The 24,900-nt window shown below is 54.5% G+C and carries 27 protein-coding genes; 11 read left to right on the top strand and 16 right to left on the bottom strand.

All coding sequences use genetic code 11. The annotated features are described in order from the left end of the window. Positions 1-18 precede the first annotated feature (18 nt). From rpsO to mtr, 6 genes are all read left to right on the top strand, one after another. Positions 19-288 carry a 30S ribosomal protein S15 gene (rpsO, locus tag ACLJZ5_RS08780; protein WP_000059465.1) on the top strand — a complete coding sequence of 90 codons (270 nt, stop codon included), beginning with the start codon at positions 19-21 and terminating at the stop codon, positions 286-288. 241 nt (positions 289-529) lie between these two features. Then, positions 530-2,665 (top strand): polyribonucleotide nucleotidyltransferase, encoded by a 2,136-nt coding sequence (gene pnp / locus ACLJZ5_RS08775; RefSeq protein ID WP_001670767.1) that lies wholly within the window; start codon positions 530-532, stop codon positions 2,663-2,665. 109 nt (positions 2,666-2,774) lie between these two features. Then, positions 2,775-3,659, top strand: coding sequence for a lipoprotein NlpI (gene nlpI, locus ACLJZ5_RS08770; RefSeq protein ID WP_000802069.1), 885 nt, complete (start codon positions 2,775-2,777; stop codon positions 3,657-3,659). Positions 3,660-3,764: 105 nt separating this feature from the next. Continuing rightward, a complete protein-coding gene (gene yrbN / locus ACLJZ5_RS08765; RefSeq protein WP_010723222.1) occupies positions 3,765-3,845 on the top strand; it encodes a protein YrbN in 81 nt (26 codons plus the stop codon). Further along, positions 3,838-5,727, top strand: coding sequence for an ATP-dependent RNA helicase DeaD (gene deaD / locus ACLJZ5_RS08760; RefSeq protein ID WP_000807248.1), 1,890 nt, complete (start codon positions 3,838-3,840; stop codon positions 5,725-5,727). Before yrbN ends, deaD begins: the two co-directional genes overlap by 8 nt. A gap of 153 nt (positions 5,728-5,880) precedes the next feature. After that, on the top strand, positions 5,881-7,125 hold the full coding sequence (mtr, locus tag ACLJZ5_RS08755; protein WP_024147999.1) for a tryptophan permease: 1,245 nt from the start codon (positions 5,881-5,883) through the stop codon (positions 7,123-7,125). Between the two features lie 90 nt (positions 7,126-7,215). Here the strand turns inward: mtr and ACLJZ5_RS08750 are convergent, their stop codons facing one another. The 3 genes from ACLJZ5_RS08750 to ACLJZ5_RS08740 all read right to left on the bottom strand — a co-directional run bounded on the left by ACLJZ5_RS08750 (position 7,216) and on the right by ACLJZ5_RS08740 (position 10,282). Beyond that, complete coding sequence (locus ACLJZ5_RS08750) at positions 7,216-8,223, bottom strand: luciferase-like monooxygenase (protein WP_024797481.1); 1,008 nt, start codon at positions 8,221-8,223, stop codon at positions 7,216-7,218. A gap of 176 nt (positions 8,224-8,399) precedes the next feature. Continuing rightward, the gene (locus tag ACLJZ5_RS08745) at positions 8,400-9,296 is read right to left on the bottom strand and encodes a U32 family peptidase (RefSeq protein WP_001663052.1); all 897 of its coding nucleotides are present in this window, start codon (positions 9,294-9,296) and stop codon (positions 8,400-8,402) included. Then, positions 9,287-10,282 carry a peptidase U32 family protein gene (locus ACLJZ5_RS08740; RefSeq protein WP_024797480.1) on the bottom strand — a complete coding sequence of 332 codons (996 nt, stop codon included), beginning with the start codon at positions 10,280-10,282 and terminating at the stop codon, positions 9,287-9,289. The genes ACLJZ5_RS08745 and ACLJZ5_RS08740 overlap by 10 nt, the downstream gene beginning before the upstream one ends. A gap of 216 nt (positions 10,283-10,498) precedes the next feature. Between ACLJZ5_RS08740 and ACLJZ5_RS08735 the strand changes: the two genes are divergently transcribed. Beyond that, a complete protein-coding gene (locus ACLJZ5_RS08735; protein WP_000884721.1) occupies positions 10,499-11,023 on the top strand; it encodes an SCP2 domain-containing protein in 525 nt (174 codons plus the stop codon). Beyond that, positions 11,017-11,520 (top strand): GNAT family N-acetyltransferase, encoded by a 504-nt coding sequence (locus tag ACLJZ5_RS08730; RefSeq protein ID WP_000908562.1) that lies wholly within the window; start codon positions 11,017-11,019, stop codon positions 11,518-11,520. The genes ACLJZ5_RS08735 and ACLJZ5_RS08730 overlap by 7 nt, the downstream gene beginning before the upstream one ends. Here ACLJZ5_RS08730 and ACLJZ5_RS08725 read toward each other — a convergent pair. Beyond that, positions 11,507-11,824 carry a GIY-YIG nuclease family protein gene (locus ACLJZ5_RS08725; RefSeq protein WP_000928379.1) on the bottom strand — a complete coding sequence of 106 codons (318 nt, stop codon included), beginning with the start codon at positions 11,822-11,824 and terminating at the stop codon, positions 11,507-11,509. The two genes, ACLJZ5_RS08730 and ACLJZ5_RS08725, sit on opposite strands and share 14 nt — an antisense overlap. 37 nt (positions 11,825-11,861) lie before the next feature. Here ACLJZ5_RS08725 and ACLJZ5_RS08720 point away from each other — a divergent pair, with 37 nt between their 5' ends. Then, positions 11,862-12,305, top strand: a complete 444-nt coding sequence (locus ACLJZ5_RS08720) for a YhbP family protein (protein WP_000380407.1) — start codon at positions 11,862-11,864, stop codon at positions 12,303-12,305. Here ACLJZ5_RS08720 and yhbO read toward each other — a convergent pair. Beyond that, positions 12,285-12,803, bottom strand: coding sequence for a protein/nucleic acid deglycase (yhbO, locus tag ACLJZ5_RS08715; protein WP_000037599.1), 519 nt, complete (start codon positions 12,801-12,803; stop codon positions 12,285-12,287). The genes ACLJZ5_RS08720 and yhbO overlap by 21 nt on opposite strands. Before the next feature lie 130 nt (positions 12,804-12,933). On the opposite strand from yhbO, the gene ACLJZ5_RS08710 reads away from it, so the two are divergent. Further along, complete coding sequence (locus ACLJZ5_RS08710; RefSeq protein ID WP_001530791.1) at positions 12,934-13,569, top strand: NAD(P)H-binding protein; 636 nt, start codon at positions 12,934-12,936, stop codon at positions 13,567-13,569. A 66-nt stretch (positions 13,570-13,635) separates the two neighbouring features. On the opposite strand, the gene dolP is transcribed toward ACLJZ5_RS08710, so the two are convergent. Genes dolP through ACLJZ5_RS08690 form a run of 4 tightly spaced genes read right to left on the bottom strand, consistent with a single transcriptional unit; the run spans position 13,636 to position 17,228 of the window. Then, on the bottom strand, positions 13,636-14,211 hold the full coding sequence (gene dolP, locus ACLJZ5_RS08705; RefSeq protein WP_000643280.1) for a division/outer membrane stress-associated lipid-binding lipoprotein: 576 nt from the start codon (positions 14,209-14,211) through the stop codon (positions 13,636-13,638). A gap of 9 nt (positions 14,212-14,220) precedes the next feature. Next, on the bottom strand, positions 14,221-14,811 hold the full coding sequence (gene diaA / locus ACLJZ5_RS08700) for a DnaA initiator-associating protein DiaA (protein WP_000893481.1): 591 nt from the start codon (positions 14,809-14,811) through the stop codon (positions 14,221-14,223). A 21-nt stretch (positions 14,812-14,832) separates the two neighbouring features. Continuing rightward, positions 14,833-15,228 (bottom strand): YraN family protein, encoded by a 396-nt coding sequence (locus ACLJZ5_RS08695; protein WP_000057285.1) that lies wholly within the window; start codon positions 15,226-15,228, stop codon positions 14,833-14,835. Beyond that, positions 15,186-17,228 carry a penicillin-binding protein activator gene (locus ACLJZ5_RS08690; protein WP_024797479.1) on the bottom strand — a complete coding sequence of 681 codons (2,043 nt, stop codon included), beginning with the start codon at positions 17,226-17,228 and terminating at the stop codon, positions 15,186-15,188. Before ACLJZ5_RS08690 ends, ACLJZ5_RS08695 begins: the two co-directional genes overlap by 43 nt. A 63-nt stretch (positions 17,229-17,291) precedes the next feature. Between ACLJZ5_RS08690 and rsmI the strand changes: the two genes are divergently transcribed. Then, a complete protein-coding gene (gene rsmI / locus ACLJZ5_RS08685; RefSeq protein WP_024797478.1) occupies positions 17,292-18,155 on the top strand; it encodes a 16S rRNA (cytidine(1402)-2'-O)-methyltransferase in 864 nt (287 codons plus the stop codon). Positions 18,156-18,312: 157 nt separating this feature from the next. Here the strand turns inward: rsmI and ACLJZ5_RS08680 are convergent, their stop codons facing one another. The 7 genes from ACLJZ5_RS08680 to ACLJZ5_RS08650 all read right to left on the bottom strand — a co-directional run bounded on the left by ACLJZ5_RS08680 (position 18,313) and on the right by ACLJZ5_RS08650 (position 24,691). Further along, positions 18,313-19,086, bottom strand: coding sequence for a DeoR/GlpR family DNA-binding transcription regulator (locus ACLJZ5_RS08680; RefSeq protein ID WP_001083899.1), 774 nt, complete (start codon positions 19,084-19,086; stop codon positions 18,313-18,315). A 110-nt stretch (positions 19,087-19,196) separates the two neighbouring features. Beyond that, complete coding sequence (gene gatD / locus ACLJZ5_RS08675) at positions 19,197-20,240, bottom strand: galactitol-1-phosphate 5-dehydrogenase (protein WP_000844174.1); 1,044 nt, start codon at positions 20,238-20,240, stop codon at positions 19,197-19,199. 43 nt (positions 20,241-20,283) lie between these two features. Further along, positions 20,284-21,648 (bottom strand): galactitol-specific PTS transporter subunit IIC, encoded by a 1,365-nt coding sequence (locus ACLJZ5_RS08670; RefSeq protein WP_410958910.1) that lies wholly within the window; start codon positions 21,646-21,648, stop codon positions 20,284-20,286. A gap of 3 nt (positions 21,649-21,651) precedes the next feature. Then, the gene (gene gatB, locus ACLJZ5_RS08665) at positions 21,652-21,936 is read right to left on the bottom strand and encodes a PTS galactitol transporter subunit IIB (RefSeq protein WP_000824293.1); all 285 of its coding nucleotides are present in this window, start codon (positions 21,934-21,936) and stop codon (positions 21,652-21,654) included. 30 nt (positions 21,937-21,966) lie between these two features. After that, positions 21,967-22,431 (bottom strand): PTS galactitol transporter subunit IIA, encoded by a 465-nt coding sequence (gene gatA / locus ACLJZ5_RS08660; protein ID WP_000080445.1) that lies wholly within the window; start codon positions 22,429-22,431, stop codon positions 21,967-21,969. A 14-nt stretch (positions 22,432-22,445) separates the two neighbouring features. Next, entirely contained in the window at positions 22,446-23,717 is a 1,272-nt protein-coding gene (gene gatZ / locus ACLJZ5_RS08655; RefSeq protein ID WP_024797477.1) for a tagatose-bisphosphate aldolase subunit GatZ, read from the bottom strand. 119 nt (positions 23,718-23,836) lie between these two features. Then, a complete protein-coding gene (locus ACLJZ5_RS08650) occupies positions 23,837-24,691 on the bottom strand; it encodes a tagatose bisphosphate family class II aldolase (RefSeq protein ID WP_000469979.1) in 855 nt (284 codons plus the stop codon). Positions 24,692-24,900 lie beyond the last annotated feature (209 nt).

The raw sequence follows: 24,900 nt of genomic DNA, 5'->3' as shown, positions 1-24,900 counted from the left end.
ATACTTTGGAGTTTTAAAATGTCTCTAAGTACTGAAGCTACAGCTAAAATCGTTTCTGAGTTCGGTCGTGACGCAAACGACACCGGTTCTACCGATGTTCAGGTTGCTCTGTTGACTGCACAGATTAACCACCTGCAGGGTCACTTTGCAGAGCATAAAAAAGATCACCACAGCCGTCGTGGTCTGCTGCGTATGGTTTCTCAGCGTCGTAAACTGCTCGACTACCTGAAACGTAAAGATGTTGCACGCTACACCGCGCTGATTGAGCGTCTGGGTCTGCGTCGCTAATTCTTTCGAGTTTCAGAAAGAGGGGGCCTTCATGGCCCCTTTTTTCCAGCAGATGGCAGCAATTCGCTGGAAACTAATGTATTGTTGCTATGAATGATCTTCCGTTGCAGAGGTTCGCGCGGCTAATGAGAGGCTTTACCCATATCAGGGTTAGGGTTGTCATTAGTCGCGAGGATGCGCAGAAGATCGGGTATTAACGACGGCACGTATTGTGCCGTCAAAAATTGGAAAGGATATTATTTTGCTTAATCCGATCGTTCGTAAATTCCAGTACGGTCAGCATACCGTTACGCTGGAAACTGGCATGATGGCGCGTCAGGCCACTGCCGCTGTTATGGTAAGCATGGATGACACCGCCGTATTCGTTACCGTTGTCGGCCAGAAAAAAGCCAAGCCAGGCCAGGACTTCTTCCCACTGACCGTTAACTATCAGGAGCGTACCTACGCTGCTGGCCGTATTCCGGGTAGCTTCTTCCGTCGTGAAGGCCGTCCAAGCGAAGGCGAAACCCTGATCGCGCGTCTGATTGACCGCCCGGTTCGTCCGCTGTTCCCGGAAGGCTTCGTTAACGAAGTGCAGGTTATCGCGACCGTCGTTTCCGTTAACCCGCAGGTTAACCCGGATATCGTGGCGATGATCGGCGCATCTGCTGCGCTGTCGCTGTCCGGCATTCCGTTCAACGGCCCAATCGGCGCGGCGCGCGTAGGTTACATCAATGACCAGTACGTGCTGAACCCGACCCAGGACGAGCTGAAAGAAAGCAAGCTGGACCTGGTGGTTGCCGGTACCGAAGCGGCTGTGCTGATGGTGGAATCCGAAGCTGAACTGCTGAGCGAAGACACTATGCTGGGCGCGGTGGTATTCGGTCACGAGCAGCAGCAGGTTGTTATCCAGGCGATCAACGATCTGGTGAAAGAAGCCGGTAAACCGCGTTGGGACTGGCAGCCGGAAGCCGTCAACGACGCGTTGAACGCGCGTGTTGCTGCGCTTGCTGAATCTCGTCTGAGCGACGCGTACCGCATCACCGATAAACAAGAGCGCTATGCTCAGGTTGACGTAATCAAATCCGAAACCATCGAGCAGCTTATTGCAGAAGATGAAACTCTGGATGCTAACGAGCTGGGCGAAATCCTGCACGCTATCGAGAAAAACGTGGTGCGTAGCCGCGTACTGGCAGGCGAGCCGCGTATTGATGGCCGTGAAAAAGACATGATCCGTGGTCTGGACGTGCGCACTGGCGTACTGCCGCGTACTCACGGTTCCGCTCTGTTTACCCGTGGTGAAACGCAGGCGCTGGTTACCGCGACTCTGGGTACTGCCCGTGACGCGCAGGTGCTTGATGAACTGATGGGCGAGCGCACTGACAGCTTCCTGTTCCACTACAACTTCCCTCCGTACTCCGTAGGCGAAACCGGCATGGTCGGTTCTCCGAAGCGTCGTGAAATTGGTCACGGTCGTCTGGCGAAGCGCGGCGTGCTGGCAGTGATGCCGGACATGGATAAATTCCCGTACACCGTTCGCGTGGTGTCTGAAATCACCGAATCCAACGGTTCTTCCTCTATGGCTTCCGTGTGCGGCGCTTCTCTGGCGCTGATGGACGCTGGCGTGCCAATTAAAGCCGCCGTAGCAGGTATCGCTATGGGTCTGGTGAAAGAAGGCGACAACTACGTTGTACTGTCTGACATTCTGGGCGACGAAGATCACCTGGGCGATATGGACTTCAAAGTGGCGGGTTCCCGCGACGGTATCTCTGCGCTGCAGATGGATATCAAAATTGAAGGTATCACCAAAGAGATCATGCAGGTTGCGTTGAACCAGGCTAAAGGTGCGCGTCTGCACATCCTGGGCGTGATGGAACAGGCGATCAACGCGCCGCGCGGCGATATCTCTGAATTCGCGCCGCGTATCCATACCATCAAGATCAGCACGGACAAGATCAAAGACGTGATCGGTAAAGGCGGTTCTGTGATCCGCGCGCTGACTGAAGAGACCGGCACCACCATCGAAATCGAAGATGACGGTACTGTGAAGATCGCGGCGACCGACGGTGAAAAAGCGAAATACGCTATCCGTCGTATCGAAGAGATTACTGCGGAGATCGAAGTCGGCCGTATCTACAATGGTAAAGTGACCCGTATCGTTGACTTTGGCGCGTTTGTTGCCATCGGCGGCGGTAAAGAAGGTCTGGTTCACATCTCTCAAATCGCGGATAAGCGTGTAGAGAAAGTGACCGACTATCTGCAGATGGGTCAGGAAGTCCCGGTTAAAGTTCTGGAAGTTGACCGCCAGGGCCGTGTACGTCTGAGCATTAAAGAAGCAACCGAGCAGTCTCAACCTGCGGCTGCGCCGGAAGCTCCGGCGAGCGAACAGGCCGAGTAAGGTAGCCTTTTGCCCTCCGCAGCGCGGAGGGCTTTAGACCTGGCTGGACGCCTTGTTGAGCCACCGGGGAACAGGACGTTCATTCAATCGTTGTCTTCGGGAGTGGGAAATGAAGCCTTTTTTGCGCTGGTGTTTCGTTGCGACAGCACTTACGCTTGCAGGATGCAGTAATTCCGCCTGGCGTAAAAGTGAAGTCCTCGCAGTACCATTGCAACCGACTTTACAGCAGGAAGTGATTCTGGCGCGTATGGAACAGATTCTTGCCAGTCGGGCTTTAACCGATGACGAACGCGCACAGCTTTTATATGAGCGCGGAGTGTTGTATGATAGTCTTGGTTTGAGGGCATTAGCGCGAAATGATTTTTCACAAGCGCTGGCAATCAGACCGGATATGCCTGAAGTATTCAATTATTTAGGCATTTATTTAACGCAGGCAGGCAATTTTGATGCTGCCTATGAAGCGTTTGATTCTGTACTAGAGCTTGATCCAACTTACAACTACGCGCACTTAAACCGCGGTATCGCATTGTATTACGGCGGCCGTGATAAGTTAGCGCAAGATGATCTGCTGGCGTTTTATCAAGACGATCCCAATGATCCTTACCGCAGCCTGTGGCTTTATCTTGTTGAGCAGAAGCTCAATGAGAAGCAGGCGAAAGAAGCGTTAAAAGCACGCTTCGAAAAATCGGATAAAGAGCAATGGGGATGGAACATTGTCGAGTTCTACCTGGGCGACATTAGCGAAGCAACGCTGATGGAAAGGCTCAAGGCGGACGCAACGGATAACACCTCGCTCGCTGAGCATCTCAGTGAAACCAACTTCTATTTAGGTAAGTATTACCTAAGTCTGGGGGATTTGGACAGCGCCACGGCTCTGTTCAAACTGGCGGTGGCCAACAACGTTCATAACTTTGTTGAGCACCGATACGCATTGTTGGAATTATCGCTCCTGGGCCAGGACCAAGATGACCTGGCAGAATCGGACCAGCAATAGCTGACGAACATATCAGCCCGTAATCTTTTTGATTGCCATCACCTTCGCGGGTGAGGGCGTTGTTGTTCGTTAATACACCTACTTTGAGCCGGTTCACACTTTTCAATGAAAATTGCAGATCAATTTCATGATGAGTTATGTAGACTGGCCGCCATTAATTTTGAGGCACACGTACTACATGGCTGAATTCGAAACCACTTTTGCAGATCTGGGGCTGAAGGCTCCTATCCTTGAAGCCCTTACCGATCTGGGTTACGAAAAACCATCTCCAATCCAGGCAGAGTGCATTCCGCATCTGCTGGGCGGTCGCGACGTGCTGGGCATGGCCCAGACCGGTAGCGGCAAAACCGCAGCGTTCTCTTTACCGCTGCTCAACAATCTTGATCCTGAGCTGAAGGCACCTCAGATTCTGGTGCTGGCGCCAACCCGCGAACTGGCGGTACAGGTTGCCGAAGCCATGACGGATTTCTCTAAACACATGCGCGGCGTAAACGTGGTTGCCCTGTACGGCGGTCAGCGTTATGACGTGCAGTTACGCGCCCTGCGTCAGGGGCCGCAGATCGTTGTCGGTACGCCGGGACGTCTGCTTGATCACTTAAAACGCGGCACCCTCGACCTCTCTAAACTGAGTGGTCTGGTGCTGGATGAAGCCGACGAAATGCTGCGTATGGGCTTCATCGAAGACGTTGAAACTATTATGGCGCAGATCCCGGAAGGTCATCAGACCGCTCTGTTCTCCGCCACCATGCCGGAAGCGATTCGTCGCATTACCCGCCGCTTTATGAAAGAGCCGCAGGAAGTGCGCATTCAGTCCAGCGTGACTACCCGTCCTGACATCAGCCAGAGCTACTGGACTGTCTGGGGTATGCGTAAAAACGAAGCACTGGTGCGTTTCCTGGAAGCGGAAGACTTTGATGCGGCGATTATCTTCGTACGTACCAAAAACGCGACCCTGGAAGTAGCAGAAGCGCTGGAACGTAGCGGCTACAACAGCGCCGCGTTGAATGGCGATATGAACCAGGCGCTGCGTGAGCAGACTCTGGAACGCCTGAAAGATGGTCGTCTGGACATCCTGATCGCTACCGACGTGGCGGCACGTGGTCTGGACGTTGAACGTATCAGTCTGGTGGTGAACTACGATATTCCGATGGACTCCGAGTCCTACGTTCACCGTATCGGTCGTACCGGCCGTGCGGGTCGCGCCGGTCGCGCGCTGCTGTTCGTTGAGAACCGCGAGCGTCGTCTGCTGCGCAACATCGAACGCACCATGAAGCTGACCATTCCGGAAGTGGAACTGCCGAACGCAGAACTGCTGGGTAAACGCCGTCTGGAAAAATTCGCCGCGAAAGTTCAACAGCAACTGGAAAGCAGCGATCTGGATCAGTACCGTGCGCTGCTGGCGAAAATCCAGCCGTCTGCTGAAGGCGAAGAGCTGGATCTCGAAACGCTGGCCGCCGCACTGCTGAAAATGGCGCAGGGCGAGCGTCCGCTGATTCTGCCGCCGGATGCGCCGATGCGTCCTAAGCGTGAATTCCGTGACCGTGATGACCGTGGTCCGCGCGATCGTAATGACCGTGGCCCGCGTGGCGACCGTGAAGAACGTCCGCGTCGTGAACGTCGTGACGTTGGCGATATGCAGTTATACCGCATTGAAGTGGGCCGTGATGACGGCGTTGAAGTTCGTCATATCGTGGGCGCTATCGCTAACGAAGGCGACATCAGCAGCCGTTACATTGGTAACATTAAGCTGTTCGCGTCTCATTCCACCATCGAGCTGCCGAAAGGTATGCCGGGCGAAGTGCTCCAGCACTTCACGCGTACCCGCATTCTGAACAAGCCGATGAATATGCAGCTGTTGGGTGATGCGGTTCCGCACGCGGGCGGCGAACGTCGCGGCGGTGGTCGTAGCTTCAGTGGCGAACGTCGTGAAGGCGGTCGTAATTTCAGCGGCGAACGTCGTGAAGGTGGTCGTGGTGATGGTCGTCGCTTCAGCGGCGAGCGTCGTGAAAGCCGTGGTCCGCGTCGTGATGACTCTACCGGTCGCCGTCGTTTCGGCGGTGATGCGTAACTCACGCTGACCTGCGCATTCACAGCGTAAAGTAAAATATACAGCCCCGATCGTCACAATCGGGGCTTTTTTTATTTCTTTTGTACTCGTGTACTGGTACAGTGCAACGTATTGAGAGATAGTCACATTATAAATGACTGGAGAGAGAGCTGAATGGCAACACTTACCACCACCCAAACGTCACCTTCGCTGCTTGGCGGCGTGGTGATTATCGGCGGCACCATCATTGGCGCGGGGATGTTCTCCCTGCCGGTGGTCATGTCCGGGGCGTGGTTCTTCTGGTCGATGGCGGCGCTGGTCTTTACCTGGTTTTGTATGCTGCACTCCGGGCTGATGATTCTCGAAGCCAACCTTAACTACCGCATAGGTTCGAGTTTCGACACCATCACCAAAGATCTGTTGGGGAAAGGCTGGAACATTGTCAACGGCATTTCTATTGCCTTTGTGCTCTACATCCTGACTTACGCCTATATCTCGGCGAGCGGCTCAATTCTGCATCATACCTTTGCTGAGATGTCGCTGAACGTTCCGGCGCGAGCGGCAGGTTTTGCCTTTGCGCTGCTGGTGGCGTTTGTCGTGTGGCTGAGTACGAAGGCGGTCAGCCGGATGACGGCGATTGTGCTGGGCGCGAAAGTGATTACTTTCTTCCTGACCTTCGGCAGCCTGTTAGGGCACGTTCAGCCTGCCACGTTGTTTAACGTGGCTGAAAGCCACGCGTCATATACGCCGTACCTGCTGATGACGCTGCCATTTTGTCTGGCCTCTTTTGGTTATCACGGTAACGTACCGAGCCTGATGAAATATTACGGCAAAGATCCGCGTACCATCGTGAAATGCCTGATTTATGGGACGTTACTGGCGCTGGCGCTCTATTCCGTCTGGCTGCTGGGGACGATGGGCAACATCCCGCGTCCGGAATTTATCGGCATTGCGCAGAAAGGCGGCAATATTGATGTGCTGGTACAGGCGTTGAGCGGCGTGCTGAACAGCCGCAGCCTGGATCTGCTGCTGGTGGTGTTCTCTAACTTTGCGGTCGCCAGTTCCTTCCTCGGCGTGACGCTGGGGCTGTTTGACTATCTGGCGGATCTGTTTGGTTTTGACGACTCGGCAATGGGGCGTTTTAAAACGGCGCTGCTGACCTTCGTACCGCCGATTGTCGGTGGCCTGCTGTACCCGAACGGTTTCCTCTACGCCATTGGTTATGCCGGTCTTGCGGCGACCATCTGGGCGGCCATTGTGCCTGCGCTGTTGGCGCGTAAATCTCGCGAACGTTTCGGCAGCCCGAAATTCCGCGTCTGGGGCGGCACGCCGATGATTGTACTGATTCTGGTCTTCGGTGTCGGCAACGCGGTTATCCATATTCTGTCGAGCTTTAATTTGCTGCCGGTGTACCAGTAACGTTATTGTGCCGGATGGCGGTTGCACCTTATCCGGCCTACTTGATGCTGTAGGCCCGGTAAGCGAAGCGCCTCCGGGCAAAACAACGCACTACCCCAACAATTCCTGCTTCACATCCATCGCCAAATCAAACGAATGCAGCCGCGCCTGGTGGTCGAAAATCTGCCCGTTGACCATAATTTCATCCGCCTGGGTTTCCCGCAGGATGGATTCCAGCCCGTGGCGGACTTTCGCTTTATCGCCGACCAGCGACATACTCAGCGCCTGCTGCACGCCATACTGTTCGGATGGCGACCAGAAGGTCTCCATATTCTCAATCGGCGGCGGCAGTTGGCCGGTTTCCCCACGGCGTAGCTTCACAAAAGCCTGCTGCATGGAGGTAAACAGGAATTCGGCGTCGCGGTTGCTGTCGGCGGCGATAATATTGATACACACCATCGCGTACGGTTTTTCCAGCCGCGCTGAAGGTTTGAACTGGGTACGGTACAGATGCAGCGCCTGGAACAACATATCCGGCGCGAAATGCGAAGCAAAGGCGAACGGTAGGCCAAGCTGGGCCGCCAGTTGTGCGCTATACAGGCTGGAGCCCAACAGCCAGACCGGGATCTTCTCGCCGTAGCCGGGAACCGGGCGCACATGCGGATTAGGGTCGCGAGCGTCGAACCAGTCCACCAGCTCTGCGACATCGCGTGGAAAGTTATCGATATCGCCGCTCATATGGCGACGCAGCGCGCGCATCGTCGGCTGATCGCTACCCGGCGCGCGTCCCAACCCTAAGTCGATACGTCCCGGGTAGAGCGTATTCAGCGTGCCGAACTGCTCGGCAATCACCAGCGGTGAATGGTTAGGCAGCATCACGCCGCCGGAGCCAAGATGTAATGTTGTGGTATTGGCCGCCAGATAACCAATCAATACCGAGGTCGCCGCGCTGGCGATACCGGTCATGTTGTGATGTTCCGCCAGCCAGTAGCGGTGATAGCCGCGCTTTTCAGCCAGCCGTGCGAGATCAAGCGAGTGCGCGAAGGCTTCTTTTGCCGAAGATCCTTCAGGGATCGGTGCCAGATCCAGCACCGAGAACGGAATAGTTTTGTCAGTCATAACGGCTCACTTTGTTACCGGTTAATCTTTTAATACTGCATTAAAGATTAGCGAATGTTGTTAACAAAGTGAGCTTTATGAGACTGACGGCAAAACAATGCCCGATAGCGCTGCGCTTATCGGGCCTACGGGAGAGCTATTTGTAGGCCCGATAAGGTCTTTATGCCGCCATCCGGCTAGGCCTGTAGCTCCAGCCCGGCCAGCCGCTTCCAGTAGCCGTTGCAGTCACTATGGGAGGCAAGCGGTAATGGTGCGCCGCCGTTTTCGTTAGCGCGAAAGGCATCAAGCATGGCAAATGTCTCCGTCCCCAACGGCGACAGGCGCACGATATCGACCAATCCCTGCATCGACGTCAGTTCGTTGCCAAGGTTATAGACATAGCCGCTCATGGTCTGAATACCGTTAAGCACAAACACCTGCTGATTCTCTTGCGAGAGCACGTCACGACCGTTTGGATACTTGATACAGCAGGTTTCGCACTCATCTTTCGGGCGGTCTTCCGAACGGGCGGTAAAGCAGCGAGCGGAGTAGGCCAGCGGCAGATGCCCGTAGCTCAACACTTCCACTTCAAACTGATTGCGGATGCCCAGTTCATCGCACTGATTAAGCAAATTCACCAGCCAGTCGCGGGACAGCTCCACCGGCATACACCAGCGTACCATGCCTTCTTTCAGCAACCGGCGCAGCGTGACCGCGTTGTAGCAATTCAGCGCATGGCCGGCGACAAACGGCAGTTTGCGCTCGGCGCACAGATTCACCACGCCAAGATCGCTGGCTTCCAGCAGAAAATCGCCGTTGTCCACATAGCGTTTCAGCTCGCTTAATTCAGATGACGCCTGTACCAGCGCCAGGGTGGAGAGCGCCACCTGCTTACCGCTGGCGGCGAGGGATTTCGCCATTTCCAGCCAGTCGCCGACTTTGGTAGCGCGACGCTTGCTGCACACCGCTTCACCCAAATAAATGACATCAGCGCTGCTTTTTGCGGCCTGCTGATAAAAATCTTCCAGCGTCTCTTTCGGCCAGTAATAAAGCACCGGTCCTAAGGAATATTTCATAGCTCCTCTCACTGCCATTTACGGTGATATGCGCCAAGCGTGGTTTGGGTGCCTTCGGACATCGCGCCGAGCGTCTCCATCCAGTCGCGCTGTGGAGCGAAGTTTTGCGGGGCGGCTTTGCAGCGATCGATCGCCTGGCGCCACACTTTCGCCACCTGGCTGACATAGGCCGGGCTGCGCTGGCGACCTTCGATCTTCACCGAAGCGATGTTCGCCGCCATGAGCTCCGGCAGTAGTTCCAGCGTGTTCAGGCTGGTTGGCTCCTCCAGCGCGTGATAGCGCTCGCCGTCCACTAAATAGCGGCCTTTACACAGCGTTGGGTAGCCCGCGTTTTCGCCATCCTGGTAACGGTCAATCAGGACATCATTCAGGCGCGATTCCAGCCCCTGCGGCGTTTGCTGCCAACGGACAAAGCGGGCGGGCGAGCAGGCGCCGACGGTATTGGGCGACTCCCCCGTCAGATAAGAAGAAAGATAGCAGCGACCTTCCGCCATAATGCACAGGCTGCCAAACGCGAATACCTCCAGCGGCACCGGCGTGACGCGGGCCAGTTGTTTTACCTGGTGAATCGACAGTACACGCGGCAGTACTACGCGGTGGACATCAAAGTTGCGGTGATAAAAGCGAATCGCCTCTTCGTTGGTTGCCGAGGCCTGAACGGAAACATGGCGCTCAATATGCGGGTAACGCTCTGCGGCATATTCCAGCATAGCGAGGTCGGCGAGAATCAACGCGTCGGCGCCAAGCTGCGCCGCCATATCCACGGCGCGCTGCCAGCGGGCATAGCCGTCCGGATGCGCAAAAGTATTAATGGCGATGTGTAATTTGCGGCGATGCTGGTGAACAAAACTCACCGCTTCCTGCAATTTTTTTTCGGTAAAGTTAAGGCCGGCAAAATGACGGGCATTGGTATCGTCTTTTAACCCGATATAAACGGCGTCAGCGCCGTTTTCGATGGCCGCCTTCAGCGCCGGGAGATTTCCGGCAGGGCAGAGCAGCTCCATAATTTATCCTGAGGGTTACGTCTGAGACGCAAAATTGTTAACGAACAGGGATTTTAGTTAACCTTGCTGCGACAATTTTTGATTTAAGGCAGTTAAAGGCGTATTGGTAACACCAATAATGGGGTAGAAAATCAGACCCAATTGTTGATTTACGCCGCCATGTGATTTATTGGATATGGCAAAATAACAGGACTATTGAAACAGGGAGTAAAGCTCGTGTTAGATAAACTGCGTTCACGCTTAGTCCATGCTGGCCCGTCTCTGATGAGTGTACCGGTTAAACTGACGCCCTTTGCGCTAAAGCGCCAGGTTCTGGAACAGGTTCTGAGCTGGCAGTTTCGTCAGGCGCTGGCCGATGGAGAGCTGGAATTCCTCGAAGGTCGTTGGTTAAGCATTCATGTTCGTGACATCGACTTAAAATGGTATACCACGGTTGAAAATGAAAAGCTGATCGTTAGCCAGCAGGCGGATGCCGACGTCAGTTTTAGCGCCGACGCCAGCGATCTGCTAATGATAGCTGCCCGTAAACAGGACCCGGATACGCTCTTTTTCCAGCGTCGACTGGTCATTGAAGGCGATACTGAGTTAGGGTTGTATGTGAAGAATCTGATGGACGCCATCGAACTGGAGCAGATGCCGAAAGCGTTACGCGTTATGCTGCTGCAACTGGCGGATTTTGTTGAGGCGGGAATGAAAAACTCGCCGGAAACCAAACAGACCTCGGTAGGTGAACCATGCTAATTCGAGTAGAAATTCCCATTGATGCGCCTGGTATTGATGCGCTGTTACGCCGTTCATTCGAAAGCGATGCGGAAGCGAAGCTGGTTCACGATTTGCGTGAAGATGGTTTTCTGACGCTCGGACTGGTGGCCACGGATGATGAAGGCCAGGTGGTGGGCTATGTCGCCTTTAGTCCGGTTGATGTGCAGGGCGAAGATTTACAGTGGGTCGGCATGGCGCCGCTGGCGGTCGATGAAAAGTATCGCGGGCAAGGGCTGGCGCGCCAGTTAGTGTATGAAGGGCTGGATTCGCTCAACGAGTTCGGCTACGCGGCGGTCGTGACGTTGGGCGACCCGGCGTTATATAGCCGCTTCGGTTTTGAACTGGCCGCGCATTACGATCTTCACTGCCGTTGGCCCGGTACGGAAAGCGCTTTCCAGGTACACCGTTTGGCTGAGGATGCGCTGGAAGGCGTGACGGGGCTGGTGGAGTATCACGACCACTTCAATCGTTTTTAAGCACCGGCGTTTGCAGGCTGGACAGCAGCGCCTCAAACGCTTCGCGTTCCGTCACAAGGCGCTCCTTCTGGCGCTTTGTGAGCTGTTTGATGCGATACTCTATGCGCAGGGCCAGCGAGCGATCGCCGACCTGCGCCGCAAACGCCAGCGTTAACTCGCCTTTTCCCCGTAATGCTTTTGCGCCTTTTCCCGTTTGATGCTGCCTGTAACGACGCGCCACATCGGTGGTTATTCCGGTGTAAAGCGCATTGTCTGCGGTACGAATCAGATACAGATACCAGGGTGTCATTGTCGCCATCAGCATGATAATTTTCAGATTCCCAGTATAAGCGAGAATAAAGATGGACACACTTACCGCTATTGGCCGTTGGCTGGCGAAACAACACGTGGTGACCTGGTGCGTACACCATGAGGGAGAGCTGTGGTGCGCCAATGCGTTTTATTTGTTCGATGCGCAAAACGTCGCGCTGTATCTGTTAACGGATGATAAAACCCGCCATGCGCAAATGTCCGGCGCGTGCGCGCCAGTTGCGGGAACGGTCAATGGTCAGCCGAAAACGGTGACGCGCATTCGCGGCGTACAGTTTAAAGGGGTAATTCGCCGTCTGGAGGGGCAGGAGAGCGACGCCGCGCGTAAAGCTTACCTTCGTCGCTTCCCGGTCGCCAGGGTGCTGCCAGCGCCGGTATGGGAAATCCGGCTGGATGAAATTAAATTCACCGACAACACGCTGGGGTTTGGTAAAAAACTGCACTGGTTACGCGACTCACGCGCCCAGCAGGCGTAGCGCCTCGCGGTTAAATGCCGGCAGGTCGTCAGGCGTGCGGCTGGTCACCAGCTGATCTTTATCGACGACGACTTCCTGATCGTAAAATTCCGCGCCCGCATTCTTCACATCGATAATAATCGGTTTCACCGCCGTGAGTTTGCGGCCACGAATGACATCGGCGCTGATCAACAACTGTGGGCCGTGGCAAATGGCAAAAACCGGTTTACCGCTGTTAACGAAATCGCGGGTAAAATCCACGAAACGGCTGTCGCCGCGCAGGTAGTCCGGCGAATGACCTCCCGGCAATAGCAAGGCGTCGAACTCGTCGGGGCGAACGTCATCAATAGCCTTATCAATGGTGACGCTGGCCTCGCCTTTTTTTCCTTTCACCGTTTTACCCGCCTCTTTTTCGATGGTGATGACCTCATGGCCGGCCTGACGGAATTCTGCTGCCGGCGAGGTAAATTCTGAATCTTCAAATTCATCGGTAATCAAAACGGCAATTTTCTTACTCATGCGTTTCCTCCGCAGTGGTGGCGTCGGGTAAGGCAAATTTTCCACAATGATGGATACTTACCTCGTAGACTATTAAGCCTGGTCGATAGGGCCGAGAGTGCAAGGTGGACAAATCTGTAAAGGAGCGAGGATGAGTCAGGTACTGATTACCGGCGCGACCGGACTGGTCGGCGGACATCTGCTGAGAATGTTAATCAACACGCCGCAGGTGAGCGCTATCGCCGCGCCGACGCGTCGTCCGCTGACGGATATTGTCGGCGTTTATAACCCTCACGATCCGCAGCTTACCGACGCGTTAGCTCAGGTGACCGACCCGGTAGATATTGTTTTTTGCTGCCTGGGCACGACCCGGCGTGAAGCGGGAAGTAAAGCGGCGTTTATTCATGCGGATTATACGCTGGTGGTTGATACCGCGCTGACCGGGCGTCGACTGGGCGCGCAGCACATGTTGGTGGTCAGCGCAATGGGAGCAAACGCGCACTCTCCGTTTTTCTACAATCGGGTGAAAGGAGAAATGGAAGAGGCGTTAATCGCGCAAAATTGGCCTCGTTTGACGATTGCCCGGCCTTCTATGCTGCTCGGCGACAGAACAACGCGGCGGGTGAATGAAACGCTTTTCGCTCCGCTATTCCGGCTGTTGCCAGGAAACTGGAAATCGATTGATGCGCGGGATGTGGCGCGGGCCATGCTGGCGGAAGCGCTGGCGCCAGCACAAGAAGGCGTGACGATTCTGACCTCATCGCAACTGCGGGAAAAAGCGGAGTAGCGAAGCCGGATGATTTACCGGATGGCGACGCGGTTTACACATTCTTATCGCCACCCGGCACACCGGTTACTTAATATACGTAAAGGCGGTGGTCACGCGTTTCACGCCGCTCACCCGGCTGGCGATGTCCGCTGCCGCTTTTCCTTCACGTTCAGTCACCAGGCCCAGCAGGAATACTTCGCCATTTTCGGTGGTAACTTTCACATTTGACGATTTTACCTGATCGCTGGTCAGTAGCTGTGAACGAACTTTCGTGGTGATCCAGGTATCGTTAGAGGCGGTCCCCAGGCCGATAGGCTGACCCTGGCGAATCTCGTTATAGACCTCGGTGGTGCCTTCAACGCCCATCGCTATCTGTTTAGCGCGTGCGGAGAGTTCGCTGTTTGGCGACTGGCCCACTAACAAAACTTTGCCCTGATAAGCCGTGACATTGATGCGCGTCTCTTTTTTGATTTGCTCATCTTTCGACAGTGCGCTGCTGACACGCAGTTCCAGCGTTCCGTCATCCACCTGGGTGCCCACGCTACGCGGGTCGGTTGCGGCTTTGGTGCCGACGGCTGCCGTACCCACTACCGCGGCGGCGACGCAACCTTGCAATAGCAACGCAGAAATAAGGACTGCGAGCGGCGAAAATGCCTTCATGTGTACTCCTTAATCATCCTGGTGAGGAAAAAGCGTGTTATCGATCAAATCGCACAGGCAGTTTACCGTCAGCATATGCATTTCCTGAATGCGCGCGCTGTGGTGTGAAGGGATACGAATTTCGACATCCTGCGGCCCTAATAGTCCGGCCAGCTCGCCCCCGTCATACCCGGTTAGCGCCACAATGGTCATGTCACGTGTGACGGCTGCTTCAACGGCTTTTACGATATCGCGACTATTACCACGCGTAGAGATCGCCAATAAAACATCGCCTGCATGTCCCAGCGCCCGGACTTGTTTTGCATAAACTTCATCGTGCAGGCGATCGTTAGCGATCGCAGTTAAGACCACATTATCGGTATTTAGTGCAATGGCGGGTAAACTGGGTCGCTCCGTTTCAAAGCGGTTAATCATGCTGGCAGCAAAATGCTGTGCGTTGGCCGCGGACGTCCCGTTTCCACAACAGAGGATTTTGTTGCCGTTAAGCAGGGAATGAACCAGCGTCATGGCGGCGCGGGAAATGGCATCCGGAAGCGCTTCCGCCGCAGCAATTTGAGTTTGAATGCTTTCTGTAAAGCAAACTTTGATTCTTTCGAGCACGCTAATCCTTAAAATCTTCAATTATGAGTGGTCGTTAAACGCATCCCGAAACCACTCAATCTCATTTCCGGTGAAGGCTAACACATCGAACCGACAATCCACAGTATCAAAACTCCCATTCTGGCGGGCGAGCCACAAGCGGGCAGTATGTAATAATTTGTGTTGCTTGCTGCGAGTCACACTAGCCGCCGCGCCGCCATAAAGCCCGGAGCGCCGATAGCGGACCTCAACAAAAACCGTCGTTTTTCCGTCGCGCATGATCAGATCGATTTCGCCGCCGCGCTCGCGCACGTTGGCGGCGATAAACCGCAGTCCTTTGCTTTCCAGCCAGCGACGCGCGGCAGCTTCCCACGCGTCGCCAGCCTGTTTACGCGTTAGCTGGCGGGAACAATCTCCCCTTGCTGGTATTTGAGCCATGATAACTTCCTGTTAATCACACAATCCGGGCTGGCAGTTAATGCGCCGGTATTACCATTGATCTCAAACCCCTGCACCTGACGCATCTGCGAAAAGTGGTTCGCCAGCGTCCAGGCATCCACGCCCATGGCGTACATCCGCGCCAGAGAATAGTCGTTATGTACAGCGCTCAGCGCCTGCTGCATCAACGGCATATTGCCGCCTGCCAGCATAGGAATTTCACTGTATTGTAAACCTTCCATCTCCAGACGGAAGTCGGGGCCGGAGGTGCCTTGCGCGCTACGGGAGCTGGCATACAGCGTCGCGCCGCTCTGGGTGCCGTTACGCATGGCGATCATCGGTTTGATAAAGCCAATCTCTTCCGGCGTAGCCAGAATATAGACCGCGTCTACGCGTCCGCCGCCGGTGATTTGCGCGTCGGTCGGCGGCGCAGGGATGGTCAGACCGCCAATGGTGACGCCAGGCTGCGCAGGCACGCTGGCGGCGACCGGACTGCCCGTCAACGCGATACCCGCGCCGCCGTTCACGCCCATTTTCAGCTCGGCTACGGAGCCGAATTTTTGCTGTAACACGATGCCGCCGCCCAGTTTTTGCCACTCCTGGGTGAAGGCGTTCGCCACGCGATCGCCAAGCGCGCTGCGTGGGATCAACAGCAGCGGCGACTGCTTGCCCTGGTCATAAATATGATGCGCCGCGTCACGGGCTTCATCTTCAGGAGAGAGCGCGAAATAGCAGATATTAGGGAAGCTACGTACAGTTTCCGGCTGGTTGAGCGCCAGCACGTTGAGCGGCGTGTTGCTTTTCATCAGCGCTTCCACATTGTTTTTCAACAGCGGCCCGACCACGATACTGGCGCCGTCTTGCTGAACCTGAGCGAGCACCTGATCCAACGGCTGGGAAGAGGTATCGTAGATTTTTAATTCAGCGGAGGGATCCGCCGGCGCGCTTGCTGTAGCAGGGGGAGTTTGTGGCGCGCTGACTGGCGTAGCGGACTGGGATGGAGCGTCATCAGTCAGATCGCTCACCGAGGCCTGCGACGGACTGGCGACGCCGTTGGTCATTTGTGGCTGCGTCTCCTCCACGCCAGGTTCTACTGGCGCATCAGGCGCGGCGGCAGGCTGCATCTCTACCGCCTGGGTGCCGAGGTTTTTCGCGGCTTCGAAACCTTGCTGGATGGTACGGCCAAACACGGCAGCCTGACCGTTCAGCGGCAGCAGCAGAGCGATTTTGCTGGTGGAAGCTGGTTTAAAACGTTGCACATTGACGAGCTGCGTCGGCAGCATTTTCGCCCCCGGATTTTGCGGGTAGCGTTTTTGCCAGTCGGCGATCCCAGCTTTCAGCATGTCTGGATCGTTGCGGTTGTCAAACCAGACGCGTTGCAGATCCAGCCAGCCCTGAAGCACATTTTCATCGGCGTTGATAACCAGCGTCCTGGCCTGATCCGGCGTCATGGCGGAGAGCGCCTGCCAGGTGGCGTCGATATTTTTTTGTTTATCTTTCGCCGCCAGTAGCGGTTCCTGGGCGATTAACGCCCGCAACAGGGTAAGCGACGGGCGTCCCTGGCTGGCAATGATCTGCGCCTGCCAGTAACGTGCTTGCTGATGTGGCGCAAAGTCGGCGGGTTTTAGTTTATCCAGCAAGGCCTGCGCGCCTGCGACATCTTTTTGCGCCAGTTTGATCTCTACCGCTAATAAAGACTGTTCGCGACGCTGGGCATCGTTCAGATTTTGCGGGAGTTGGTTGAACAGGTCGACGGCCTGCTGGCTTTTTCCTTCTTTCAGCAGTGCATGAATGGCGAGTAATTGCCAGTTGGTCTTGCTATCATCTGCGCTTTGCTGCATCTGATGCAGGTAAAAGGCGGAGTCAGCTTGCGCTGAACCCTGCATATAGGCTGCGCTTTGATCTGGCGCCTGGGTGCCGCACCCGGCGAAAAGTAGCGCAGCCAGGACGACAGGCAGCGCGCGCGCGGCGTTCAAACGAGAAAATGTTGAGGGTACCATACTGTATCCAGTGATATTTTTTTACGCAATGCTCAATATTAAATCGGCAATACGGACGACACAATGAAACAAAACGAATCGGCGGATAATTCTCAGGGCCAACTCTTTATTGTACCTACTCCTATCGGGAATTTGGCTGATATTACTCAACGCGCGCTCGAAGTTTTACAAGCCGTTGATTTAATTGCCGCTGAAGACACTCGTCATACCGGTTTATTACTGCAACATTTCGCGATTAACGCCCGGCTGTTCGCGTTGCATGACCATAACGAACAACAAAAAGCGGAAACGCTGGTCGCGAAGCTAAAAGAAGGGCAGAACATTGCGCTGGTTTCCGACGCCGGTACGCCGCTGATTAACGATCCGGGCTACCATCTGGTGCGTACTTGTCGCGAAGCGGGGATTCGCGTGGTGCCGCTACCGGGGCCGTGTGCGGCGATTGCCGCCCTGAGCGCCGCTGGCCTGCCATCCGACCGTTTCTGCTATGAAGGCTTTTTACCGGCGAAATCCAAAGGTCGCCGTGATGCGCTGAAGGCGGTTGAAGCGGAGCCGCGAACGCTGATTTTTTATGAGTCCACCCATCGTCTGCTGGATAGCCTGGAAGATATGGTGGACGTGTGGGGCGAATCCCGCTACGTGGTGCTGGCGCGTGAGCTGACCAAAACCTGGGAAACCATTCACGGCGCGCCGGTCGGCGAGCTGCTGGCGTGGGTCAAAGAAGATGAAAACCGCCGCAAAGGCGAAATGGTGCTGATTGTCGAAGGCCATAAAGCGCAAGAAGACGACCTGCCCGCCGACGCGCTGCGCACGCTGGCGCTGCTACAGGCAGAACTGCCGCTGAAAAAAGCGGCGGCGCTGGCAGCAGAAATTCACGGCGTGAAGAAAAATGCGCTGTATAAGTACGCGCTGGAGCAGCAGGAAGAGTAAAAGCGAGCGCCCGGGAACCGCCTTTTATCGCCATCGCGTTAATACTCAATCAGGTGATTGATGTGGGTAAATTGATGGGGGCATTGGGCGGTGATAGCGGGCCGGGCCTTTCCTTCGGGCTTACTCTCGCGATCAGCAACGCATAACCGACTCCTTTTTAGACGATCATTAGTTCCACGCCTGTTTTCGCTAATGCCGCTTTATCCTGTTTGCTGATAGTGTCATCGGTTATCACACAGTCGATCTTGTCCATCGGCAATACCTGGTTAAAGCCGCGACGGTTAAATTTGGTCGCGTCCAGTACCGCGATAACTTTGTGTGCCGCCGCCGCCATGACGCCGCTAATGGAATAACCTTCGTTAAACGTGGTAATACCGTTTGTCGCATCAATACCATCCGCCCCGACAAACATGACATCGGCGCTGATGCCGTGTAGCGATCGTTCCGCAATCGTGCCGTGCATTGAGTGGGTTTTATGCCGTACCGTACCGCCGCAAACCACCAGCGTGAGATCTTTATTTTCTGATAGCGTAAAAGCGGCAGGCAAGCTGTTAGTGATCACCGTAATATTGCTTTTTCGCGCGAGCGCTTCCGCAATCAGTAATGTTGTGCTCCCGCTATCCAGAATGATGGTCATTCCTTCTTCAACCATTGCCGCAGCCGCCTGGGCAATCCGCTTTTTCGGATCGCTGGCGAGTTGATACCGATCTTCCAGAATGACTTCCTGATTGTCGCCTTCCGCCAGATGACTTCCCGGTTTTGCCGCGCCGCCATGAAAACGGGTGACAAGGCCTTTCTCTTCCAGCAGACGCAGGTCAGCACGGATAGTCACTTCAGAAATACCAAAGGTATTTGAAAGGTCCATCACCAGCACGCTGCCTTGCGTATTAATCAGGTCGACAATTTTATTTCTTCGCTCAAATGAGTTCATATTGATTTGCCTGATAATTAACTGTAACTAGTTTAAACGAAGGATTGCGAAAGGTGAACGCTAAATTTCGAAAGGAAATGTGAGCCAGCGCAGGTTGCTGGCTCGTACCATCAGGAAAGTTGAAGTAAGATTTTGCCCTGCATGGGCGCGCCATTAAGCGCTTTGACTGCTTCTGCAAAGCTTTCCGCATCGCCGCGATGGGCAATGAGAGGGGTCAGTTGAAGACGTTTTTCAGCCAACAGGCGCGCTGCGGTTTCCCATTCTTCTCCTGGCCATGGCGCGGAGTAGTTCATCCAACTGCCGAGGAGCGTGAGCTCTTTACGCAAAATTAGCCCGAATGTACGCGTTGTCAGGGTGAGATCGTGATGTAACGTCCCCACCAGCGCCAGTTGCGCGCGCGGCCCGGCGATATCGATAGCCAGCGAGACGGTCTGGGGAGTTCCTGCCGTTTCGAGAACCAGTTGATCAAACTGAATGTCGGACAACGCGGTCTGGATGTCGTCGGCGGTCATTTCCCGGCTATTACAGGTATGCGTTGCGCCGAGCGCTTTCGCAAGTTCCAGTTTCTGCGGATTGATATCAATCGCCGTTACGCTTCGCGCGCCCAGTTCCCGCGCGCACTGTAAGGCCAGCAGGCCAATTGTCCCGGCACCAACGATAATTACGTTTTTCCCCTCGCAGCCCTGCGCCAGATGAAAGGCGTGTAAGCCCACGGTAATCGGTTCGATAAACGCGCCATCTTCAATCGGCATATCAGACGGCAAGCGGAAAAGATTGGCCCGTTTGACCACCACATATTCCGCATTACCGCCTTCGCTGCGCGATCCTACAAACTGATACTGTTTGCATAAAGAAAAGTAACCGCGTTCGCATTGCGGACAGTGAAAGCAGGGAAGAAGCGGGACACAAGCGACGGCATCGCCGGGCTGCATATCCGTTACGCCTGTGCCGTAGGATTCAACGTAGCCGCTGAATTCATGACCTAACGTAATAGGATAATAATGGGCGCCCTGCGCGAAAATACGCGGGATATCTGACCCGCAAAGCCCTGAGCTAACGACTTTGACCAACACATCGTCCTCGGCTTGCAGTTGTGGTAAGGGGCGTTCTTCAACGCGCACGTCTCCCTCAGCGTGAATAACCACTGATTTCATAACATTCTCCAGGAAGGTGAGGGGAGCGATTGCTCCCCTAAAATTAAGAGGCGATTTGACTTTGCTGTAGCGCCGTGGCTTTCTCAGCCGCGACAAACTGTCGGGCGCGACGCCAGGTCAGCAGTACGCCGGCCAGATAGATAATGGCAATGACGGCGAAGCCGACGATATTCTGCCAGGTAAAAAGTTGAATCAGCAGCCAGGTGATGGGAGAACCGCCCTGATCCAGCGAGGCGACTTGTCCGCCTGCTTTTAGCGCTCCGGCATTGGCAGCCAGTTGGGTATGCAGGCCAATCGTCTGGGTGGCTATCATACCCATGATAATGACACCTGAAATCAGCGTGCGGAACAGGTTGCCCTGGTGTACCGCGACCGCCATCGCAATAAAGAAACCGATGGTGGCGAGGTCGCCGAACGGCAGCACCTGGTTCCCCGGTACTAAGACGGCAATCAGGATGGTCAGCGGAATGAATATCAGGCTCGCGGAGACAACAGAGGTATGACCGAGCAGTAGCGCTGGATCAAGGCCTATCAGGAACTCCTGCCCGCCAAATTTGGCCTGTAGACGTTTACGCGCATGTTTGGCGATAGGCGTTAGGCCATCCATAATAGGTTTAATGACGCGTGGCATAAGCAGCATCACCGCTGCGGTTTTGACCGCCAGTTGCAGAACGGCTTTGGCGTCGTAGCCTGCCAGTACACCAATCACCAGCCCCATCACGAAGCCGACAGTCACCGGCTCGCCAAACGGTCCGAAGCGTTTCTGGACATCGTCTGCGCTAAAGTGAATACGATTGAGACCCGGAATTTTTTCGATAATGGTATCAACGAGCACCGCCACGGGGCCCAGGTACGCGGATGAGCCGTGTGGGATTGCAATCCCCTCGAGGCCAAAATAGTCTCGGGTATCTTTGGCAAACCAGTCCCCCAGTTTGTAGACAAAGGCGGCATGAACCACAACGCCCAGAATCCCCAGCCAGTATGAACCGGTCGCCAGATGCAGCATGGCGCCCGTGAAGGTCATGTGCCAGATATTCCAGATATCGACATTCACCACGCGGGTCATGCGGGTCACCAGCATCAGGACGTTAACCCCGATGGCGACAGGGATCGCGACCAGCGCGATTTGTGACGCCCAGGTCATGGGCGATGAACCTGGCCAGCCGACGTCAATAACGTGGAGATTGATTTGGAAATGTTCCGCCATGGCTTTCGCCGCGGGGCCGATAGAATCCAGCATCAGGCCGATGACCAGACCAATACCCACGAAGCCGATACCAATATGCAAACCCGATTTAAAACAATCCCCAAGCTTCATTCCCAGCAGTTTAGAGAACACGATGATCACCAGAGGCAACATCACCGTTGGGCCTAAGTCGAGGATATAACGCATTATTTCGCTAAACATACGTTACCCCATGAGAATGGACAGAATTTTTTGCTGTAATGCTTCAATACCCACGCCGGAAACAAAAGGCATACCGTGAACGACGGGAATATCGCCAAAGGCGCGATCGACCCTGGCAGTGGTACAGATAAGATCGGCGCCGTCCATATAGGTTTCGATTTCGGTGACCCGGCATTGCACTAAGTCGAGCTCAATATGGTTGGCATCACACAGCTCTTTAATTTCTTCCGCAGCCATCGTTGAGGTTGCAACCGCACCACCACAGGCCACAATTACTTTACGTTTCATAGGGTATTCCTCATTATTATCAATTTATTATCAAACCTGGACGCATTGCTCAGGCTCAAGGATGGTTTCCTGAAAGCGTATCGCCAGTTCGGCATCCGGCGCGCTTAACAGGGCATCGAGGGTGCTTGGGTTCTGTAGCTCACTAAACAGGCGGCGCAGAAGTTTTAGCTGTGCCGCCGGGTTTTCAACGATTAAGGCGATGATTAACGAAACGGCAATCTCTTCGTCATCATCCGCCTGTTGAAACATGACCGGCTTATCTGGACGAATCAGATAGATAGCGGGTGATTTCGCATGAACCGCCTCGCAATGAGGGATAGCGACGGCGTGACGCTCCAGCGCAATGCCGGTAGGAAAAGACGCTTCACGTTCCACCAGCGCCTGCGGATAACTATCATGTACCACGCCTTTCGCCAGCATCTCTTTGCCAATGTGCGCCAGCGCCTGTTGGCTCGAGTCGAATGTGATTCCGGTTCGGACAAATAGTTGGCTCATAAATTCTCCATTATTCAGGCGGCATCCGGCGTGCAACCGAAGCGATAAGCGCGCAGAACATCCTGAATTTTGTCAATAATCAGGTTATGCGGCGTGGGGGGGAGCACGCCCTCAGACAGGCGTTCAAACTGTACGGGCATAAACTGGCTAATTAATCCCAGCGGCAATGTGACGTTGTTCAGATTGGCGATTAACTTCTCTACGCTTTGACGAATACGCGGGTGCGGCCAGTAATAGCGAATACGGTCAGACAAACTAAAGTGGATGTCGACCATCGCCTGGCTCCAGGTTGGACGGTAGTATTTTTTCCAGTAGCCTGGCTCGTTTAGCATAACTTCATCAATGACCTCCAGTACCCGACTACGTTGTTCCGGGGAGATCAGCTCGTTTTCCATTTGCGCAAGTGCGAAAATGGCTTCGCGCAGCGCGAAAGTGAGCGCCGGGCCGACCTTCAGAATGGCGTAATGATCGCGTACCAGCGCACGGTAGGCCTGTCGCGTCTGATAATCAGTCGAATGCGCTTCATAGACCATCGGCGTTTCTTTTATCCATGCGGAGAGCGCCTGTGCCGCCTGCGGCTGATAATGAATAATCTGGGTATGATCAAATTCAACGCCCGGCTGTACGACAATCGCGATAACCCGGTTCAATGCCTCCTCCAGCCCCAGGGCGCGAAAAGCAGCCTGATGCGTTTGCAGCGTGCGGGCCGCATCCTGTTCGCGGGTAACATGCACGGCGTTAATGGCGCTGGCTTCCCCGCCAGGAACCGGAACTTCAGTGCCGATAACATAGGTTAAATGGCGTTTTTGTTCGTCGGTCGCCGTCGTTTCCGCTGCCTGGCAAAGCAGGGCGGCGCGTTTAGCGACAACCATTGGGTCCAGCGGCGTCGGGTCGTCAGCGCAGGACATAGAGGCATCAAGATGGATTTTGCTAAACCCGGCAGCGACGTAAGCCTTAATGAGTTCGACGGATTTTTCCATCGCCGTATCTGCAGGTTCGTTTTGCCAGCAGTTAGGTCCCAGGTGATCGCCGCCTAAAATAAGCCGTTCTCGTGGAAAACCCACTTCCTGGGCGATGCCATAGACAAAATCACGAAAGTCAGCCGGTTTCATGCCGGTATAACCGCCAAACTGATTAACCTGGTTAGAGGTCGCTTCGATCAGAACTTTGTTCCCGCTATTCAGATCAAAACGTAATGCGGATTCAATCACCAGCGGGTGTGCTGAACATACGGAACAGATCCCTATCTGTTCCCCTGCTTTGTGACGAGAAATTATTTCTTTCACTTCTGGCTCCGATATCTTTTGTTTATCTTCATAATATTTTTGGTTTGAAGGCAAAGGATAATAATGGCTTTCGTGATCCAGCTATGAAAACGCCCTTTGCCGTGCTAAATCCGGGGGCTTTAGAGCTTCCCTTCACAACCGCAGTCGGCAATCACTTTACGTACAACCTCTTTCATGGCCGCTTTCGCCGGGATCATGTAATGGCGGGGATCGCTGGCCTCTGCGTGTTGCGTTAAATAGTTTTTAAGCGCGCCGGAAAAGGCGATTTTTAGCTCGGTGGCGACGTTAACTTTGCAGATGCCCAGCGAAATAGCGCGGGTAATATCGCGGGTCGGCAGGCCAGAGGCGCCGTGAAGGACTAAGGGGACATCAACCCGCTGACGAATTTCCGTCAGTCGTTCAAAATCAAGTTTTGGTTCAGCGGTGTAGAGGCCATGAGCGGTGCCGATAGCAATGGCTAACGAGTCGATACCCGTTTTTTCTACAAATTCCCGGGCCTGTTCCGGATGGGTATAAAGCGCATCTTTACCGTCAACGATAAGATCGTCTTCCTGCCCGCCGAGACGCCCAAGTTCAGCTTCAACGCTGACATCGTAGCGATGACAGTAATCAACCACGCTTTTCACCAGCGCAATATTGTCGGCAAAGGGGAAATGCGACCCGTCGATCATGACCGAGCGTACCCCAGCGGCGACTTTCATTTTGATGTCGGCCAGTTTTTCATGATGATCGAGATGTACCGCGAGAGGATGGTTCCAGCTTTTCGCCAGTTCTGCGGCGATAGCCACGATATTACCGACGCCTGCATAGCTAAAGGTGCCTGGCGTACCGGCGACAATCAGCGGAGAGCGCAATTCTGCGGCGGTTTCCACCACCACTTGCAATGTCTCCAGGTTGTGGATGTTAAACGCCGGCACAGCATAACCTTCCTGCTGCGCCTTCTTTAGCATTGTTCTGCCTGAAATGATAAACATCCTTCCTCCGAAATCTTTCGTTTGTTTTCTGTGAAAGAATTTATAGGCTTTCGGAATGTTTTTTTGTGATTTCGATCTGATAAATGAAAGTTTCGAAATAAAATGGAAGTTATCGAAAGTAAGGCGTAAAAAAAGCATGTCGGGCAGACATACTTCAGGCTACAGACTAAGGGCGAAAAAATACCGGGTAGCGCTGGCGCTTACCCGGT

Source organism: Salmonella sp. 5800 (assembly GCF_046558195.1).
Taxonomy (GTDB): Bacteria; Pseudomonadota; Gammaproteobacteria; order Enterobacterales; family Enterobacteriaceae; genus Salmonella; species Salmonella enterica.
The sequence above is the reverse complement of the archived record's forward strand: the minus strand, read 5'-3'. Positions and strand labels throughout refer to the sequence as shown.

What these genes read in the sequence shown, in the direction of transcription:
- ACLJZ5_RS08670 (WP_410958910.1), bottom strand. Translation starts at nt 21,648, where the DNA reads ATGTTTAGCGAAATAATGCGTTATATCCTCGACTTAGGCCCAACGGTG.
- rpsO (WP_000059465.1), top strand. Translation starts at nt 19, where the DNA reads ATGTCTCTAAGTACTGAAGCTACAGCTAAAATCGTTTCTGAGTTCGGT.
- yrbN (WP_010723222.1), top strand. Translation starts at nt 3,765, where the DNA reads ATGAAAATTGCAGATCAATTTCATGATGAGTTATGTAGACTGGCCGCC.
- ACLJZ5_RS08650 (WP_000469979.1), bottom strand. Translation starts at nt 24,691, where the DNA reads ATGTTTATCATTTCAGGCAGAACAATGCTAAAGAAGGCGCAGCAGGAA.
- ACLJZ5_RS08710 (WP_001530791.1), top strand. Translation starts at nt 12,934, where the DNA reads ATGAGTCAGGTACTGATTACCGGCGCGACCGGACTGGTCGGCGGACAT.
- dolP (WP_000643280.1), bottom strand. Translation starts at nt 14,211, where the DNA reads ATGAAGGCATTTTCGCCGCTCGCAGTCCTTATTTCTGCGTTGCTATTG.
- mtr (WP_024147999.1), top strand. Translation starts at nt 5,881, where the DNA reads ATGGCAACACTTACCACCACCCAAACGTCACCTTCGCTGCTTGGCGGC.
- ACLJZ5_RS08680 (WP_001083899.1), bottom strand. Translation starts at nt 19,086, where the DNA reads ATGAACTCATTTGAGCGAAGAAATAAAATTGTCGACCTGATTAATACG.
- ACLJZ5_RS08730 (WP_000908562.1), top strand. Translation starts at nt 11,017, where the DNA reads ATGCTAATTCGAGTAGAAATTCCCATTGATGCGCCTGGTATTGATGCG.
- yhbO (WP_000037599.1), bottom strand. Translation starts at nt 12,803, where the DNA reads ATGAGTAAGAAAATTGCCGTTTTGATTACCGATGAATTTGAAGATTCA.
- ACLJZ5_RS08695 (WP_000057285.1), bottom strand. Translation starts at nt 15,228, where the DNA reads ATGGCTCAAATACCAGCAAGGGGAGATTGTTCCCGCCAGCTAACGCGT.
- ACLJZ5_RS08750 (WP_024797481.1), bottom strand. Translation starts at nt 8,223, where the DNA reads ATGACTGACAAAACTATTCCGTTCTCGGTGCTGGATCTGGCACCGATC.
- nlpI (WP_000802069.1), top strand. Translation starts at nt 2,775, where the DNA reads ATGAAGCCTTTTTTGCGCTGGTGTTTCGTTGCGACAGCACTTACGCTT.
- rsmI (WP_024797478.1), top strand. Translation starts at nt 17,292, where the DNA reads ATGAAACAAAACGAATCGGCGGATAATTCTCAGGGCCAACTCTTTATT.
- ACLJZ5_RS08720 (WP_000380407.1), top strand. Translation starts at nt 11,862, where the DNA reads ATGGACACACTTACCGCTATTGGCCGTTGGCTGGCGAAACAACACGTG.
- deaD (WP_000807248.1), top strand. Translation starts at nt 3,838, where the DNA reads ATGGCTGAATTCGAAACCACTTTTGCAGATCTGGGGCTGAAGGCTCCT.
- ACLJZ5_RS08745 (WP_001663052.1), bottom strand. Translation starts at nt 9,296, where the DNA reads ATGGCAGTGAGAGGAGCTATGAAATATTCCTTAGGACCGGTGCTTTAT.
- ACLJZ5_RS08740 (WP_024797480.1), bottom strand. Translation starts at nt 10,282, where the DNA reads ATGGAGCTGCTCTGCCCTGCCGGAAATCTCCCGGCGCTGAAGGCGGCC.
- gatB (WP_000824293.1), bottom strand. Translation starts at nt 21,936, where the DNA reads ATGAAACGTAAAGTAATTGTGGCCTGTGGTGGTGCGGTTGCAACCTCA.
- ACLJZ5_RS08725 (WP_000928379.1), bottom strand. Translation starts at nt 11,824, where the DNA reads ATGCTGATGGCGACAATGACACCCTGGTATCTGTATCTGATTCGTACC.
- ACLJZ5_RS08690 (WP_024797479.1), bottom strand. Translation starts at nt 17,228, where the DNA reads ATGGTACCCTCAACATTTTCTCGTTTGAACGCCGCGCGCGCGCTGCCT.
- gatD (WP_000844174.1), bottom strand. Translation starts at nt 20,240, where the DNA reads ATGAAATCAGTGGTTATTCACGCTGAGGGAGACGTGCGCGTTGAAGAA.
- gatA (WP_000080445.1), bottom strand. Translation starts at nt 22,431, where the DNA reads ATGAGCCAACTATTTGTCCGAACCGGAATCACATTCGACTCGAGCCAA.